The following is a 14,854-nucleotide window of genomic DNA, read 5'->3' on the forward strand; positions in this document are numbered from 1 at the left end:
ATGCAACTGGTCAAGACCGAACGCGATAACCTCCTCAGGCCGCTGCAAACTGTGAGCGGCATCGTCGAACGCCGCCATACGCTGCCGATCCTCGCCAATTTGCTGATCACCAAGAACGGCCCCGACGTGTCGTTCCTGTCGACCGACCTCGAGTTGCAGATCACCACGCGCGCCGACTTTGGCGTGGGCAACGACTCGGTTGCAACCACGGTGGCGGCCCGCAAGCTCCTCGACATTCTGCGCGCGATGCCCGACGGGCAGGTCACGCTCACGTTGAACGACAAGCGTCTGACCGTGCAGTCCGGCAAGAGCCGCTTCGCGCTGCAAACGCTCGCCGCGGACGAGTTCCCGACCGTCGCACAGGCTAAAGACTACGGCGCGAGCCTCGTGGTTCCGCAAAAGACGTTCCGCCAGCTGCTCGGCATGGTCCATTTCTCGATGGCCCAGCAGGACATCCGCTACTACCTGAACGGCATGCTGCTGGTGGTGGACGGCGACCAGCTGATGGCGGTCGCGACCGACGGCCACCGTCTGGCGTTTTCGTCGATGAAGATCGAAGGCTCGTTCGCGCGCCAGGAAGTGATCATTCCGCGGAAGACGATTCTCGAACTGCAGCGCCTGCTCGAAGACATCGACGACACGCTGAAGATCGACATCGCGCAAACCCAGGTGAAGTTCACGTTCGGCCAGGTCGAACTGGTCTCGAAGCTCGTGGAAGGCAAGTTCCCCGACTTCCAGCGCGTGATTCCGAAGTCGCACAAGAACAAATTCCTGATTGGCCGCGAAGAACTGCAGCGCTCGCTGCAACGCGCGGCGATTCTGACCTCGGACAAATTCAAGGGCGTGCGCTGCATCATCGAGCCGGGCCAGTTGAAGATCATGTCGACCAACGCCGATCAGGAAGAGGCGCAGGAAGAACTGGAAATCGCCTACACCGGCGACAGCGTCGATATCGGGTTCAACGTCACGTATCTGCTCGACGTGCTCGCGAACCTGAAGGTCGACATGCTGGAAGTGAGCCTCGGCGACGCCAGCTCCAGCGCACTGATCACGATTCCCGAGAACGATGAATTCAAATACGTGGTGATGCCGATGCGCATCTGACGCGTCTATCACCAAGAAAAACACCAAGGGGCGCAGCGCCCCTTTGGCGTTTTTATGGCGTTTTGAAAAGTCCAGAGCAGCAACTTCGCAGTAATGCAGAACCGGAAAAATCCATGACTGAAACGAACAATACGCAGCCCGATAACAGCTACGGCGCCTCGTCCATTCAGATCCTCGAAGGTCTGGAGGCGGTGCGCAAGCGTCCTGGGATGTACATCGGGGATACATCGGATGGCACCGGTTTGCACCACCTCGTGTTCGAAGTGCTCGACAACTCGATCGACGAAGCGCTCGCCGGGCATTGCAACGACATCCAGGTGATCATCCACGCGGATAACTCGATCTCGATCACCGACAACGGCCGCGGCGTGCCGACCGGCCTGAAGATGGACGACAAGCACGATCCGAAGCGCAGCGCCGCCGAAATCGTGATGACCGAGCTGCACGCCGGCGGCAAGTTCGACCAGAACAGCTACAAGGTGTCGGGCGGCCTGCACGGCGTGGGCGTGTCGTGCGTGAACGCGCTGTCCGCGTGGCTGCGCCTGACCGTGCGCCGCGACGGCAAGAAGCACTTCATGGAATTTCACCGTGGCGTGCCGCAGAATCGCGTGCTCGAAGAGATCGACGGCGTGATGACTTCGCCGATGCTGGTGACCGGCGACACCGAAAACCGCGGCACCGAAGTGCATTTCATGGCCGACGAGACGATCTTCGGCAACGTCGAATACCACTACGACATTCTGGCGAAGCGGATTCGCGAACTGTCGTTCCTCAATAACGGCGTGCGGATTCGTTTGCTGGATCAGCGCTCGGGCAAGGAAGAGGATTTCGCGTTCGTCGGCGGCGTGAAGGGCTTTGTCGAGTACATCAACAAGAACAAGTCCGTGCTGCACCCGACTATTTTCCACATCATCGGCGAGAAAGACGGCGTCGGCGTGGAAGTGGCGATGCAGTGGAACGACAGCTACAACGAAAACGTGCTGTGCTTTACCAACAACATTCCGCAGCGCGACGGCGGCACGCACCTCACGGGTCTGCGCGCGGCGATGACGCGGGTGCTGAACAAGTACATCGCCGATCACGAAGTCGCGAAGAAGGCGAAGGTCGAGACCTCGGGCGACGACATGCGTGAAGGGCTGTCGTGCGTGCTGTCGGTGAAGGTGCCGGAGCCGAAGTTCAGCTCGCAGACGAAGGACAAGCTGGTGTCGTCGGAAGTGCGCGCGCCGGTGGAAGAAGTGGTCGCGAAGGCGCTCGAGGAATTCCTGCTCGAAACGCCGAACGACGCGAAGATCATCTGCAGCAAGATCGTCGACGCGGCGCGGGCGCGCGACGCGGCCCGCAAGGCGCGCGAGATGACGCGCCGCAAGGGCGTGCTCGACGGCGTCGGTCTGCCGGGCAAGCTCGCGGACTGCCAGGAGAAGGATCCGGCGAAGTCGGAGATCTATATCGTCGAGGGCGACTCGGCGGGTGGCTCGGCGAAGCAGGGGCGTGACCGGAAGTTTCAGGCGATCTTGCCGCTGCGCGGCAAGGTGCTGAACGTCGAGAAGGCGCGCTACGACAAGCTGCTGTCGTCCGAGCAGATCGTCACGCTGATCACGGCGCTCGGCTGCGGGATCGGCAAGGAAGACTACAACCTCGACAAGCTGCGCTATCACCGCATCATCATCATGACCGATGCTGACGTCGACGGCGCGCACATCCGGACCCTGTTGCTGACGTTCTTCTACCGGCAGATGCCGGAGATGATCGAGCGCGGCTACATCTATATCGCGCAGCCGCCGCTGTACAAGATCAAGGCAGGTAAGGACGAGCGGTATCTGAAGGATGAGTCGGAGGTGAATGCGCATATTCTGCGGCTGGCGCTGCAGGGCTCGGAGCTGGTGTCGGGTGAAGGCGCGACGCCGATTACCGGCGATGCGCTCGGTGAGCTCGCGCGGGCTTATCTGCTGGCGCAGGCGGTGGTGGACCGGTTGAGCCGGCTGTATGACGCGGGTGCGCTCGAGGCGGTGATGGATGGTGTCGCTGTCGACCTGTCCAGCGAGCAGGCGGCCGAGGCTTCGGCTCGCGCGCTCGAGGCGAAGCTGCGTGATGACGCGCTGAAGCCTGAGGTTTACGTTACGACAATGTATGACCCGGTGCGGGAGCTGCGCTCGCTGCGCGTCGCGCGTACGCATCATGGCAATCAGAAGATTTCTGTGATCGATGAAGATTTTCAGTTGACCGCGGATTATCAGCAGCTTGTTAATACGGCTAATACGTTTAAGGGTTTGATTGGGGCGGGGGCTGTTATCAAGCGCGGCGAGCGGAGTATGGCTGTTACCGACTTCAAGAGCGCTATGAAGTGGCTGCTTGCCGATGCTGAGCGGAATATGTCCAAGCAGCGCTATAAGGGTCTCGGTGAGATGAATCCTGAGCAGCTTTGGGAAACTACTATGGATCCGACTGTGCGTAGACTGCTGCGGGTGCAGATTGAGGATGCTATTGCGGCTGATGGGATCTTTACTACGCTTATGGGGGATGATGTGGAGCCGAGAAGGGCGTTTATTGAGTCGAATGCGTTGCGGGCGGGGAATATTGATGTTTGAGGGTGGGTGTAGATAGACGCATACCCTGAGAAAAACGGACCCATAAGTTGAGAAATTTATGGGTCTTTTTCATTGATAGCCAAGAGTTACGAACAATCCATCGAGTTGTCCTACGCCCACCACAGGCCGAAGCGCTGGGCATTCAGAGCGGACCTATCATCGTTCCAGCGCCTGCCGCTCCGCCGCAGAAGCCCGCACCGGAGGTGCCCAGTGCTAACGCGCGCTTCGTAGAGCAGATGCGTGCGAGGCGCAATGCCAGCCGCGGGAAGAATCTCGGCAATCGTTGACGGTGGCGAGCGCAGCCGCGTGGCACGACTTCAGTCCACGCCGCCAGACGAAGCCTGAACTCTCACTTATGAATGCCTCATGCTCGAAGAACTCTACAATCGAATCTCACCCGCGTGCTGCTCTGTCACGGTCTTCCTTGACGACGAGAAAATCAGCGAGGGCTCAGGCTTTGCGTTTCTTCCGAACGGTCAGGTGATTACGGCCGCGCACGTCGTCACCGGGCGGTTCCCGATTCGGCACAGCGATTACATCGACCCGGCGCTAAAAATATTCTGCAAGTTCCAGGGTTTGCCGGTCGCAGAGTATGCGGTCCAGCTTTGCTCCATGAACATAGAAGTCCCGGGATTTTCGCAGCCGGTCCAGCTGGACATCGCGATGCTGAATCCGAAGGAGCCGTTTCCGACGGAGGTTCCTCGGATACCGGTCGTGCTTGGGGATACGCCGCGACTTGGCCAGCGCGTATTCCTGGCAGGCTATTCTGAAGAGTTGCGCCTCCCGTTCGACATCGACCGACTACTCTTGCCAGAGACAAAGGGCGCCGCCGAATTCAAGGCAGCCATGGACAAGGGCTACATGGCCGACATGACGGGCCCGCTCATCAAGCAAGGGCATATCGGCAACCTCAGGCGGATAGTGACGACAGTCTCTGGTCTCGGAACCCTCGAATGCGATGTCATGTATATCGACAACGCAATGCATCCCGGCGCCAGCGGCGGCCCAGTGTTCAATGAGGGGGGCGAGGCCATCGGGATACTTTCTCAGCGCGCCATGACCGCCGTTGAATACGGAACCGATGGCCGAACACGCGTGCCATCTGGTTGCACCATCGCTATCGGCCTCAACCCGCTTGAGTTTCTCGGCAGGACGCCCCAAGCCCCTAACTGATTGCAGCCGGCTCGCATAGTCTGCTGACCTTAGTTGATTGACGTCTCGTTTGGGCTAGACTGGCGATTCGCCTGCACCGGAGGCAACCAGCGGGAGCGTACTTAATGGCCATCGACTTGTTTGCTGACTTGGGTCGGCCAGAAAGCGAACTGCATCCGCAATACAAAGCGTTGAGAGACCTCCCCGGTTATTCGCCGGCCCGACAGCTCATACGAGAATTGCAACGCGAGTTCGTCGACCCGGACGGAAACTTCGTGGAGCAATTTCAGACTTTTGCGCTCGATGCCCGGACCTTTGAGTTCTTTCTTTCGGTGATGCTGGCAGATGCTGGCCACGAGTTGGACCGGAGCGTCGACCGGCCAGATTTTCTCGTCATAAAAGATGAGGTCACCGCAGTCGTCGAGGCGGTCACCGCGAACCCGCGAGGGAACGGCAGCATCCAACCTTACGACGCTGTTCCCGACGCCAGGTCACTGCAGGAAGCCGCCGAGCAACTTGAGCACACCATCCCAATCAGGCTCGGAAGCCCACTGTTCACCAAGCTCAACAAGAAGTATTGGGAGCTACCGCATGTCGCCGGTAAGCCATTGATACTTGCGATACAGGACTTCCACACGGCCGGAGCACTGATGACATCGGATGTTCCGCTGGTGCGATACCTCTACGGGCTTGGGCAGACTTGGTGGCATGACGAAGATGGCAACCTTGTCATTCAAAGCCATAGCCTCGGCGAGCACAGAGAAGGCGCCAAACGCATTCCGTCTGGATTTTTCCAGCAGGAGGATGCGGAGCATATCTCTGCGGTGCTGTTCTCCAACGCGGGCACGTTGGCAAAGTTCAACCGCATGGGACACCAAGGTCAGTACAGGACTAGAGGGGTTCGGATGCTTCGTTGGGGCTCCTGCTATCGTCATGACCCGAACGCAACGCTTCCGCGTCCATTCGTGTACGAAGTCGGCGATAGCGAATGGCCAGTTGAAACTTGGCGGCAGGGAACTGTTCTCGTCCACAACCCAAATGCGCTGCATCCGCTACCTGAGCGATGGCTAGGCGCCGCGCTTGAACACACGGTAGTGGATGGCGAACTGAGGACGATGGTTTCGGAGCAGTTCTTGCCCTACAGTTCCATCACGCAAATCATGACGAATGCGTCGCGTGGCGATGTCAGGAGAACAGCTCAAGGTCTCTACGACGCACTCACCAGCGTGCTGCCACCGTGAGGAGCCGCGCGGTATTCGGATGAGCGCCTCGATGTCCGCTCACGCCGCGGTCTGATTAGCCTCGATGTCAGATGGGGATGACCCGCTCGGAGTGAGGTCTGCAAAGATTGCTGCGGTCCGGGAAATCTGTCGCTTCGAGACCGGATTGATGACCTCGTCGGGAGCCGCAAGCGGATGTCGTAGAAAATGTTGTGTGATGACTTTGTGCAGGTCTGGTAAATCCCTCACGGTGTCTTCAATCTCGGGAGCGAGGAGCACCTTGATTGCGTACCGTTTGGGGTCTACGCTGGCCTGCATCGCTTTAATCTTTGCATCCGCCTCTGGTGTCAGCTCCCCGGTGAGCCATAGCTCGAAAGTCAATGCGAGGTTCCTGAATTCCGGGTTATCGAGCGTTTGGCTTCGAACGGATGGGATGCGCTTGTTCAGCCACGCCTCGACGTCGGAATCCGAAAGCAGACGCCCCGGCAGCAGGCCCTTGCACTCGATAAACCGAATCTGTTGACCAGGCACGACTACTCTGACGTCGACTTCCGCAACGTCCTTTCCATCCTGTCGGTAAATCTTGTTCATGGTGATGTTGGCGCCGGCAACCGTCCTTCTCATCACATCTGCGATTACAAATTCGAAGAGCGCTCCGCGAAGAGTCCCAGCTGCGCCTTCAATTTTGCCGAGCTTCTCGAACAACTGGGTGAACTTCTCAGGTTCGACCGCTTGGGTAGCTGCCTGCGTCAGCGTCGCACTAAGCTCCATCAAGGCCCGCGCGACGTCGGTGCCGAAGAGGGATTCGGTTGTTGCCGGTACCACGCCCTCACGCCGGATTGCATCCAGCGCCTCAAGGGTGTACCGATGCGCGACGAAGAACTGCATCGTTCGAACGCCGCGCACCTGCCGCAGCGACCTGCATTTATAGATGAATGGCGAGAGGTCGTTAAGGTCAACCTCATCTTTAAGCAACACATCGAGTACGATGAATCCGGGCTTGGGGCGGCCGGATTTGTTCCAGGTGGCCAGCGCGCTTATATAGGAAGGCGCGGTCATATCCCACTCGAACACGGAAACGATAGGCCGTGCTGCAGCCAGACCACCTCGAAGTTTGAAGCTATTGAAGCTCCCGAGCCCAAGCTTCGCCGCCCATTCCTGAACCGACTGAAGAAGGACAGTCTCCGCTATCAGCCGCGCCCTGATGGGGGGCAGCAGTTCATCGAGATACGGGGCGTTCTTAGCGAAGGCGAAACATTGCCCCAACCCGGGCACCTCGATAGTCTCAAAGAGGCCGATGTCGACGAGGTTCTGCCAGACACGTTCGAACGGGATTTGACGCGGACCACCCGAGATGCCGGCGGCCGAAGCGAGATGGACCATCGGCATCAGCCCGCCGCGCGCTTTAAGCGCTCGTATGACCCGGGAATATGCGCCATTGCCCTCTTCAAACGCTTGAGCTAGCCGGGCCCAAAATCTATCGCTGCCGTATTGGCTGGCCGCATACAGAAATCTTGCGCGACGTGCGAAGGGGATAGTCAGTGCGCGTACCTCCGCGCTTCGGCGCTCGATTTTCTTCCGTGCTGCCGCCGGTGTGATGCCAAGCCAGCTCGCGAGGCCAAGTGCAACGCCCCCACTGAGCTGGGGGCCTTCTTTCACCAAGAAGTCGTGCAAGTCGTCGGTCATGCTCGGAGTGTCCCTGTCACACAGCGCTATTTATAATTGTAGGACCATGTGACTGTGTCGCGCAAATTTTACTTTAGGCCGCAAGAAAACCGTTTAAAAACAAATGCATACAACATTGGAAAATTTCGTGCTTGGCTGGCACCGCTGTCACAGTCACGAAAATGCGAGATTGTTCAGCTCTTCAAAGCGCGTTTGGGCGGGACGGCGAGGGACGCATTTTCGAACTCCAGCCAGGAACTTTAGATTCAAATCGCATATTTCGTCACCTCCCAGCCGCACGGAATGCGTTCTGCACAGCTCGCGACGAGCGGTTCAATATCACGGCGCGGCCCTTCTAATCAGAGATGCGTATCGATGATGCTGCATACGCTGGTTATAATGGGTCAACTAAAAAGCGCCGCCCTTAGACGTGAGAGACCTAAAATCGACCGGGTCGCAATCCCCGCTGGCTCCTTCGGGAGCTAAATCTCCGAACCCGCTTTTTTCACCACAGCGTGAGACGGCGGGGGCGGTGACCGCGGACCGATTCAGCTATCAGTATGACTGGGCGCTGCATGAGTTCCTTGAACTCCACCATCGAGGTGAGGCGAGCATTGTCTTCGTCGAGCTACATGAGGACGTGGTTTTCGGGACATCATTAGATGCAGAGGAAACCAGTTTTATCTTCTGTCAGGTCAAGGCCGGTGGAAAGAGCGGATACAGTTCACAGGCTTTAATTAAGCGGTCGGGAGCCAAGAACTCTATTCTCGGCAAAATGCTGTCCAGTATCGCGGTGAAGGATATTGCCGAGCGCGTTCAAAAATTGGGCTTAGTGGCGACTCGTGGTTTTTCGCTTAAGTTGAAGACCTCCGGATTTCGCCTGGAAGAGATACCTTTCAGCGAACTCGAAGAAAAGACCGCCACCGTTATCCGCGAGTCTTTGCAGACAGAGCTGAACACTAGCGTTCCTCTCGAGAAGCTGCATTTCCGCGAACCCTCGCTCGACACGCGTTCCACGCGCCACGCTGTCATAGGTCTAATCTCCGACCTGCTCACTGAGCGCAATCCAAACCAGCACAGCAACAGCACTCAGATATATGTCGTGCTCACCGACGAGTTACGGCGCAAGGGTGAGATTGCTTGGGACTATTCCGACTGGGACCAGCTTGTCATGCGGAAGGGCCTAACGGCCAACCGCGTTGAAGCACTCTTCGCGCAATACTCGTCGACGGCGTCTACCGACGAACTCATCAACGACTTTGATTCACAGGTCCGCGAGCTGGGATTTCTGACGCGTGACGTAAAAAGGCTTCGGGAGCGCGCTCGTACCTACTTGCTCAACACGCTGGCCGGAGGAGCGCTGGTTCAGGTGCGAGTCCGAGACTCAATACGCGAGCACCTGTCGACGCTCGAAGCGGTACTGTGCCGACAGACGCTGGAGAGCCTGGTCAACAGCTGCGCGCCTGTCGTCACCGAGCATCTCAGAGACCGGGAGAGCCGCGCCGCCGCCTACATAATCGAGTATCTCAGGTCATAGTGATATGGGATTACCCAACTACAAACTGCTCGTAAGAAATTTGCGTACGAAAGCCCATGAGCGCATTGATATTCAGGACCCTCTACGTACAGTCGACTACCCAAAAGCTCGCCGGACGATTCGGGTTCGAAGCCGGCTTAAACCTGATAACAGGCGCGGATAACTCTATCGGCAAATCTACGCTCGCACGCCTACCGCTATGGACGCTAGGGTGCGATATGGCATTCGACACGGACTGGAAGAATTTCGATGTTCGTGCGCTGCTGAAGTTCGAGCTCGGCGGGCGTGAACACTACGTAACTCGGCACCGCGATGAGTGGCGGATACGAGCGGACGATGGTTTGTGGACGTCCTACGAGGTGGGCAGCGACGAGTTCGAGAAGAAGTTCGCCTCGTTGGTCGGGTTTGGCGCGAAGTTGCCGCGGAGGAAGGAACCGTGGATTCACGAAGTGCCCTCGCCGGAGCACTACTTCGTGGCTTTCTACGTTGACCAAATGCGCGGGTGGGTCGAGCCGCTGAACAGTTTCGAGATTTACAAATACGAGAACTGGAAGGGTACGGTTCTATCGTTTCACGTCGGGTATCGCTCGGCCGAATATTTCAATCTCGATGCCGAGATTGCGAAGGGCAAACAGGCCGTTCTCGATGACGCGGACCTAATTGACCGCTATACGAAGGCTGTGGACGTCTTGGATTTGTTTGCTCCCGAGGAAGAGCTTCCGACAACCGACGTAGAGCTCGATTCGGCGATTGCAGACATCCAGGGGACGATGGTTGCGGTCAAGCGACGAGAGCAAAGAGCGTTGGCGGTCCTCCGAGCGAAGCAGGAGGAGCTCGAGATTACAAAGGTCCAGATTGGCATAGCGAAGGCAGCTGTTGAAGCGCTTGAGAAAGACTACGACTACGCGAATGACCAGTTGGAATCCGACGTGCTTATTTGCCCCCTTTGCGCAACGAGGCACGACAATACTCTCCTTGAGCGCGCCTCCCTTCTGCAGGACCGGGCCGACGCGGAGCATCAGGTCCAGGAATTGACCGAACGGCAGTCCAAAATCGAAGCGGTTGTGAACACGACACTCCGCCGGTTGGACACCGTTCGAGAAGACTTGTCCAAATTGAATCGGCGGTTCAAACGGCTAGATAGGGACGTCACGCTCAAGAGCATTCTGGAGTCGATGGGGACGGATTCCGTGCGCCGAAGAGCAACGTCTGAGACGAATGAAGCAAGAAAGCGCCAACGCGATTACAACAAGCGGTTGTACACCCAGCGCCAGGAGCTCGCAGAGCTGGTCGATGAAGACCGCGATGAAACTATCAACCGCTATTTCCGCAGTGAACTTCGCGAGTTGTGCCGCGTTCTCCGCATCAAACCCGGCTTCGACATTGAGACGGCAACGCCGCTGGACTTCCGAAAGTTGGTGGCGGTAGGCGGCGGCGCTGACAGCACCCGGATGCGACTCGTTTACTACCTTGCGCTGCATCGAGTCATCCAGCACTACAAGACAGAGGTTCTTGCACCGCTTGTTCTCGACACCCCGAACCAGCAAGACCAAGGCGTGTTGAACTACAGTGGCGTGGCGGCGGAATTGAAACGACGTGCGACGGACCAGACTCAGTTCATCATTTGCGCCACACGACATCACGCGATGTCCCAGCTCGAGCAGGACTCGCACGTAATCGAGCTGGATGAGGCGCAGCTTCTGTCAAAGGAAGCTTTCGACCGTTACGAGCATCGTTTCAACGACTGGTTTGCGTGAACTGTTGACGAAAACGCTCGGCAAGCACTGAACGCCTTGCCGAGCGGGAGTAGCGGCCGGCGGCGGCTTGGGCCGTAAACGTTTCTATTTCTAGGCCGCCCCGCTTGGCATGAAGGTCATTCTCTTGCCAACTTGCTTCCTGGATTGGACGTTAGAAGCGCTTACGAGCCCGCTAACTCTGACAACGTAACACTTTGCTGCGAGGAAGCGGAAACGTTTCTAATTCCAATTACCATCTCCTGCTGAGTTGCATTAAATTTAGTTTCAGGTGGTCGATTTAGGTTTGTTACGAGAGTTTTTCGTCCCGCTACGCTTTGCCTGACAAGGCGTAACTGGAATCGTTGTCTAAGGGGCGCTTGAGCTTTTTCTGACCCTTTTGCCATTGCCTTGTCGATTTCGTAAATTGCACCGGAGCGACGTGCTGTCAGACACGGTGGCGCGCTGCGATTGCGTTCGCAACGCGCTGAGCCTGTTGTCAGTGGCCGCTAGGCCGTGACTACGGCGGGCTCTTGCCTGCAGAGGTGGGTGCATCGTGATTGATTGTCGTAGTAGCGACAGCTTGCTTCACGATGTCGTCCTGGTGATTGCTCCAAAAATTCGAGTAAAGAGCACTTCCAGTTTGGTAAACGCCGGCGACGCCCATAGTCCATCCGAACGTCAGAACCGCGCACACGCGACGAAGCCACGTCGTCTCTTTCACCGCAGGGCGCTTGGCAGCCGTGAATTTTACGATACCGGCCGTTCCGCCTATTCCGAGTGCCAAGCCGACCCCGACCGCACGCAGGGGCGTGAACAAAAGCAACGCAAACGCCCCAAAAATCAACGAAGCCCCAATAAATGGAAGCAACACGCAAAAGAGGAAGTATTTTTGCGCTTTCGTTGCAAGCTCCTTCTGCTCGTTCGCGCGCCGGGCGGCCTCTTCAAGCTGAATACGCGATTGCCGCTCTTGCTCCAACTCACGGCGAAGGGCTTCCGCGTTTCGCTTCTGTACCGCCATCTCTGCCTTGTGCTTGGTAGAGATTTCCTGACGCGCGAGTCGTTCAGCCTCGCTCGAGCGCGACGCCGAGTCCAGCTGCTGGACCAGCGCGTCCTTGCGCGTGCGTTCCTCGGACAATTCGTTCTCAAGCTTCTTCGACTTCTCGACCGTATCGCGATGAATCGACAGAAGCTCATCCCGGACGATGGCGGTCTGCTCCGCGTCGCTGGGGCTCTCGCGGAAACGAGTACGAACTGCGTCGTTCAGTAGCAAGGTATGGATTTCGTCCGCCGTGAAGTCACCGACCGCTTCGATACGCGACAGCCGGTTTATGATGGCAAGGCTGACATCCTCGGTTTCGCTGTCGAATTCGCGGAACAGCAGCGGCAGCTTGAGACTGCCGAACAAGGCCTTTTCGAACTGAGCCGAGCGCGGCATCCAGAACTGCGCAAACTGGATAAAGGTGCTCGGGTCTACGCACACGGGAACCCAACCCGAATTGCCCTTGCCTTTATACGCATCGAAGCCGACAAGGCGACGGTCGAGCGTAACGAACCATTCCTTGGCATCGAGCGGCGACGACAGCTGCAAGTCGCGCTGGCGCTGAATGCAATGCCAGATGTAGATGTCGTGGAATATCGCTTCGTACGATTTCCGCCGCGTTTCCGGAAGGCGCTCCTCGAACTTCTGGTTATCGAGCACGTCGTCGATAACCTCTTGGTCTTGTCGACCAATGAGCAGGCGTCGGTCGATGACCTCAATGCCTCGCTTCTTGAGAATGGCGGACAGATTGGAGAGGTACGGCGCGAAGTAATCCTTCGGACTGAGCGGCGTGCTAGTCCTCGACACGGCCTCGAGATACTTTGCGTGCACGCCGGACAGGTTCGAACGCAAAGCGGCTTGAGCCAGATGACGCGGGTAGACTTGAGAGCCCATCGACTGGGCAGCGTGCGAGAGCACTCGCGTCGCTTCCTCAATCGTCTCCGGAAACACGAAGAGCTTTATCTTGACCGGCGCGCGCGGGTCGTCGCGCAGAGCCAGGAGTCCTTCGACGCCGTCGTTCTCCTCGTTCTCGTGCAATCCGAGAACTGAGAACAGCGTGTTCGTATCCATGAAGAGACGAAGCGAACTATGAGTGTTCCTCTTCTTGTCAAGCGCTTCGACCGTCGCAGTGTCCAAGCTCACGGCCGCAATAAAGAATGAGGCAGCGACGCGTTTGAGGATGAACTGGCGGACATCCTTCGCGGATGGATTCAGGAATTCGACCACGGTCCGGAAGACATCTTCCCGTGTTTCCGTCGGCAAGGCGTCTAGCAACGGCTGCAAGTCCTCGCGGGTGCTCAGCGGCGCCGCACCGGAGAGAAGATTCAGCGTGTTCGCTCCGGCTTCGCGGATGAGCGGCATCAGGAACAGCTCAAGGAACATTTCCCACACACGCTCGCCGTCGAGCCCGCCAGGACAGCGTTGAAGTGCGGCGATGAAAGCGCTTTTGGTCGCTTCCTCTTCCGCCTCGGTCGCCGCAATTGCCGACTGAATCTCGTTCAGTGCCGACTCGCGAACCCGGAAAACTCCTTTGGGATGCTCAATCAACTGGTGCTGCGAGGAGAGCAACTCGATGGCCTTGATGACCGAGCCCAAGCCGAAGTCATAAGCTGCCTGCAATCTCACCGCATCGTGGATTTCTTGGCGAGATAAGCCCTGGGTCGAGCGGCAGAGTATAGCGAGTACGATTTTGCTGAGAGTCTTTCGAACCCAGCCGCTCTCGTTCAATTCGACAAAGTGAACCAGTGAAATCAGTTCTTTGGTGAGCTTTACTTGTTCGGTCATTTCTCGAAAATTCTTCGTCGCATGCTCCATACGCCGCTCTCAGTGTGAAGCGTGATGACATTGACGACTCTTATTTTTAATCAAAACCTTACCGCTCAATTCTAACCCTACCGGACCAACCCCTATGACAATTTCTTACGTGCCGCGCTGCATTAGCTTGGCTTGCCCTGAACGCGCCATGGTGCCTTCAGCGTCTCCCAGTTTCTACCTTCTGACTGCAGGAATAAAGGCTCGCAATCTCAGCGACGTTCGTGCGCACTGAAGGCCCGTACGTAGCCGAACACTGGCAGGCTGGCTTGTGCGACTACGCTGCCTTTCTATATCTCGTCCTCAAACACCGCCCTCTCCAATGCTTCATGTTCACGCCGCCATGCCGGCATCACCCGGGCAACCAGGTTCCAGAAGGCCCGGGTGTGATTCTTCTCGATGGTATGGCAAAGCTCGTGGACGATGACATAGTCCTGCACGCTGCGGGCTAGCTCCATCACCCTAGGATGGAACTGCAACACGTTCGCAGCGTCGCAGCTCGCCCATCGGCTTTGAAAATGCCGGATGCATGCCCCTGCGGCTTTCAGCCCTGTCGCGCGCTCCCAATGACGGACCCGTGGCAGCAGTTTTTCTTCCGCCCGCTCGCGGTAAAAGCCTTCCAACAGTGGTGCCACGGCTTCGGGCGAGATAGTCCTGCCCGAGGGACACCCCACCACGAAGCGCGAAGCGGTGAATGCCAGCTGTGGCGTCGTCAGAGTAGGCATCTGCCGGACCTCCGTGAAGTAGCTGCGTCCACAATACCTGAGCCGGCTACCGGTCACGATGAGGTCTTCGAGTTGCGGCTTGTTCACCAGCGCCAATTTCTCACGTATCCACCGGGCGCGCCGCCGCACAAGCGCCTCCTGCTCCGATACATCCACCCACGGTCCGCGCAACAACACGGGGCGGTCACGCTCGACCGTCACATAGTGGCGCTTCAGCCCTGCGTCTGGCCGAAACTGCCACTCGATGGTGGTCTCTCCGTAATGCAAGCGCGGCATAGC

General features: G+C 57.8%; 9 protein-coding genes. 6 read left to right on the forward strand and 3 right to left on the reverse strand.

Features of this window, described 5'->3' with window-relative positions:
* The 4 genes from dnaN to BTH42_RS00210 all read left to right on the forward strand — a co-directional run bounded on the left by dnaN (position 1) and on the right by BTH42_RS00210 (position 6,082).
* Positions 1 to 1,104 carry a DNA polymerase III subunit beta gene (dnaN, locus tag BTH42_RS00195; protein ID WP_075294711.1) on the forward strand — a complete coding sequence of 368 codons (1,104 nt, stop codon included), beginning with the start codon at positions 1 to 3 and terminating at the stop codon, positions 1,102 to 1,104.
* Positions 1,105 to 1,217: 113 nt separating this feature from the next.
* Positions 1,218 to 3,689, forward strand: coding sequence for a DNA topoisomerase (ATP-hydrolyzing) subunit B (gene gyrB / locus BTH42_RS00200; RefSeq protein ID WP_075294712.1), 2,472 nt, complete (start codon positions 1,218 to 1,220; stop codon positions 3,687 to 3,689).
* Positions 3,690 to 4,055: 366 nt separating this feature from the next.
* Complete coding sequence (locus BTH42_RS00205; protein WP_075294713.1) at positions 4,056 to 4,862, forward strand: serine protease; 807 nt, start codon at positions 4,056 to 4,058, stop codon at positions 4,860 to 4,862.
* A 104-nt stretch (positions 4,863 to 4,966) separates the two neighbouring features.
* Positions 4,967 to 6,082 (forward strand): hypothetical protein, encoded by a 1,116-nt coding sequence (locus tag BTH42_RS00210; RefSeq protein ID WP_075294714.1) that lies wholly within the window; start codon positions 4,967 to 4,969, stop codon positions 6,080 to 6,082.
* A gap of 39 nt (positions 6,083 to 6,121) precedes the next feature.
* Here BTH42_RS00210 and BTH42_RS00215 read toward each other — a convergent pair whose 3' ends face one another.
* The gene (locus BTH42_RS00215) at positions 6,122 to 7,747 is read right to left on the reverse strand and encodes a hypothetical protein (protein WP_075294715.1); all 1,626 of its coding nucleotides are present in this window, start codon (positions 7,745 to 7,747) and stop codon (positions 6,122 to 6,124) included.
* Between the two features lie 511 nt (positions 7,748 to 8,258).
* Here BTH42_RS00215 and BTH42_RS00220 point away from each other — a divergent pair.
* Entirely contained in the window at positions 8,259 to 9,263 is a 1,005-nt protein-coding gene (locus tag BTH42_RS00220; RefSeq protein WP_372237233.1) for a dsDNA nuclease domain-containing protein, read from the forward strand.
* 218 nt (positions 9,264 to 9,481) lie between these two features.
* On the forward strand, positions 9,482 to 11,020 hold the full coding sequence (locus tag BTH42_RS00225) for a hypothetical protein (RefSeq protein WP_256701674.1): 1,539 nt from the start codon (positions 9,482 to 9,484) through the stop codon (positions 11,018 to 11,020).
* A gap of 496 nt (positions 11,021 to 11,516) precedes the next feature.
* Here the strand turns inward: BTH42_RS00225 and BTH42_RS00230 are convergent, their stop codons facing one another.
* Complete coding sequence (locus BTH42_RS00230; RefSeq protein WP_143751937.1) at positions 11,517 to 13,823, reverse strand: hypothetical protein; 2,307 nt, start codon at positions 13,821 to 13,823, stop codon at positions 11,517 to 11,519.
* Between the two features lie 317 nt (positions 13,824 to 14,140).
* Complete coding sequence (locus tag BTH42_RS00235) at positions 14,141 to 14,851, reverse strand: SprT family zinc-dependent metalloprotease (RefSeq protein WP_075294719.1); 711 nt, start codon at positions 14,849 to 14,851, stop codon at positions 14,141 to 14,143.
* Between the last annotated feature and the right edge of the window lie 3 nt (positions 14,852 to 14,854).

Source organism: Burkholderia sp. SRS-W-2-2016 (genome assembly GCF_001931485.1).
Classification (GTDB): Bacteria; Pseudomonadota; Gammaproteobacteria; order Burkholderiales; family Burkholderiaceae; genus Paraburkholderia.

What these genes read in the sequence shown, in the direction of transcription:
- dnaN (WP_075294711.1), top strand. Translation starts at nt 1, where the DNA reads ATGCAACTGGTCAAGACCGAACGCGATAACCTCCTCAGGCCGCTGCAA.
- gyrB (WP_075294712.1), top strand. Translation starts at nt 1,218, where the DNA reads ATGACTGAAACGAACAATACGCAGCCCGATAACAGCTACGGCGCCTCG.
- BTH42_RS00205 (WP_075294713.1), top strand. Translation starts at nt 4,056, where the DNA reads ATGCTCGAAGAACTCTACAATCGAATCTCACCCGCGTGCTGCTCTGTC.
- BTH42_RS00210 (WP_075294714.1), top strand. Translation starts at nt 4,967, where the DNA reads ATGGCCATCGACTTGTTTGCTGACTTGGGTCGGCCAGAAAGCGAACTG.
- BTH42_RS00215 (WP_075294715.1), bottom strand. Translation starts at nt 7,747, where the DNA reads ATGACCGACGACTTGCACGACTTCTTGGTGAAAGAAGGCCCCCAGCTC.
- BTH42_RS00225 (WP_256701674.1), top strand. Translation starts at nt 9,482, where the DNA reads ATGGCATTCGACACGGACTGGAAGAATTTCGATGTTCGTGCGCTGCTG.
- BTH42_RS00230 (WP_143751937.1), bottom strand. Translation starts at nt 13,823, where the DNA reads ATGACCGAACAAGTAAAGCTCACCAAAGAACTGATTTCACTGGTTCAC.
- BTH42_RS00235 (WP_075294719.1), bottom strand. Translation starts at nt 14,851, where the DNA reads ATGCCGCGCTTGCATTACGGAGAGACCACCATCGAGTGGCAGTTTCGG.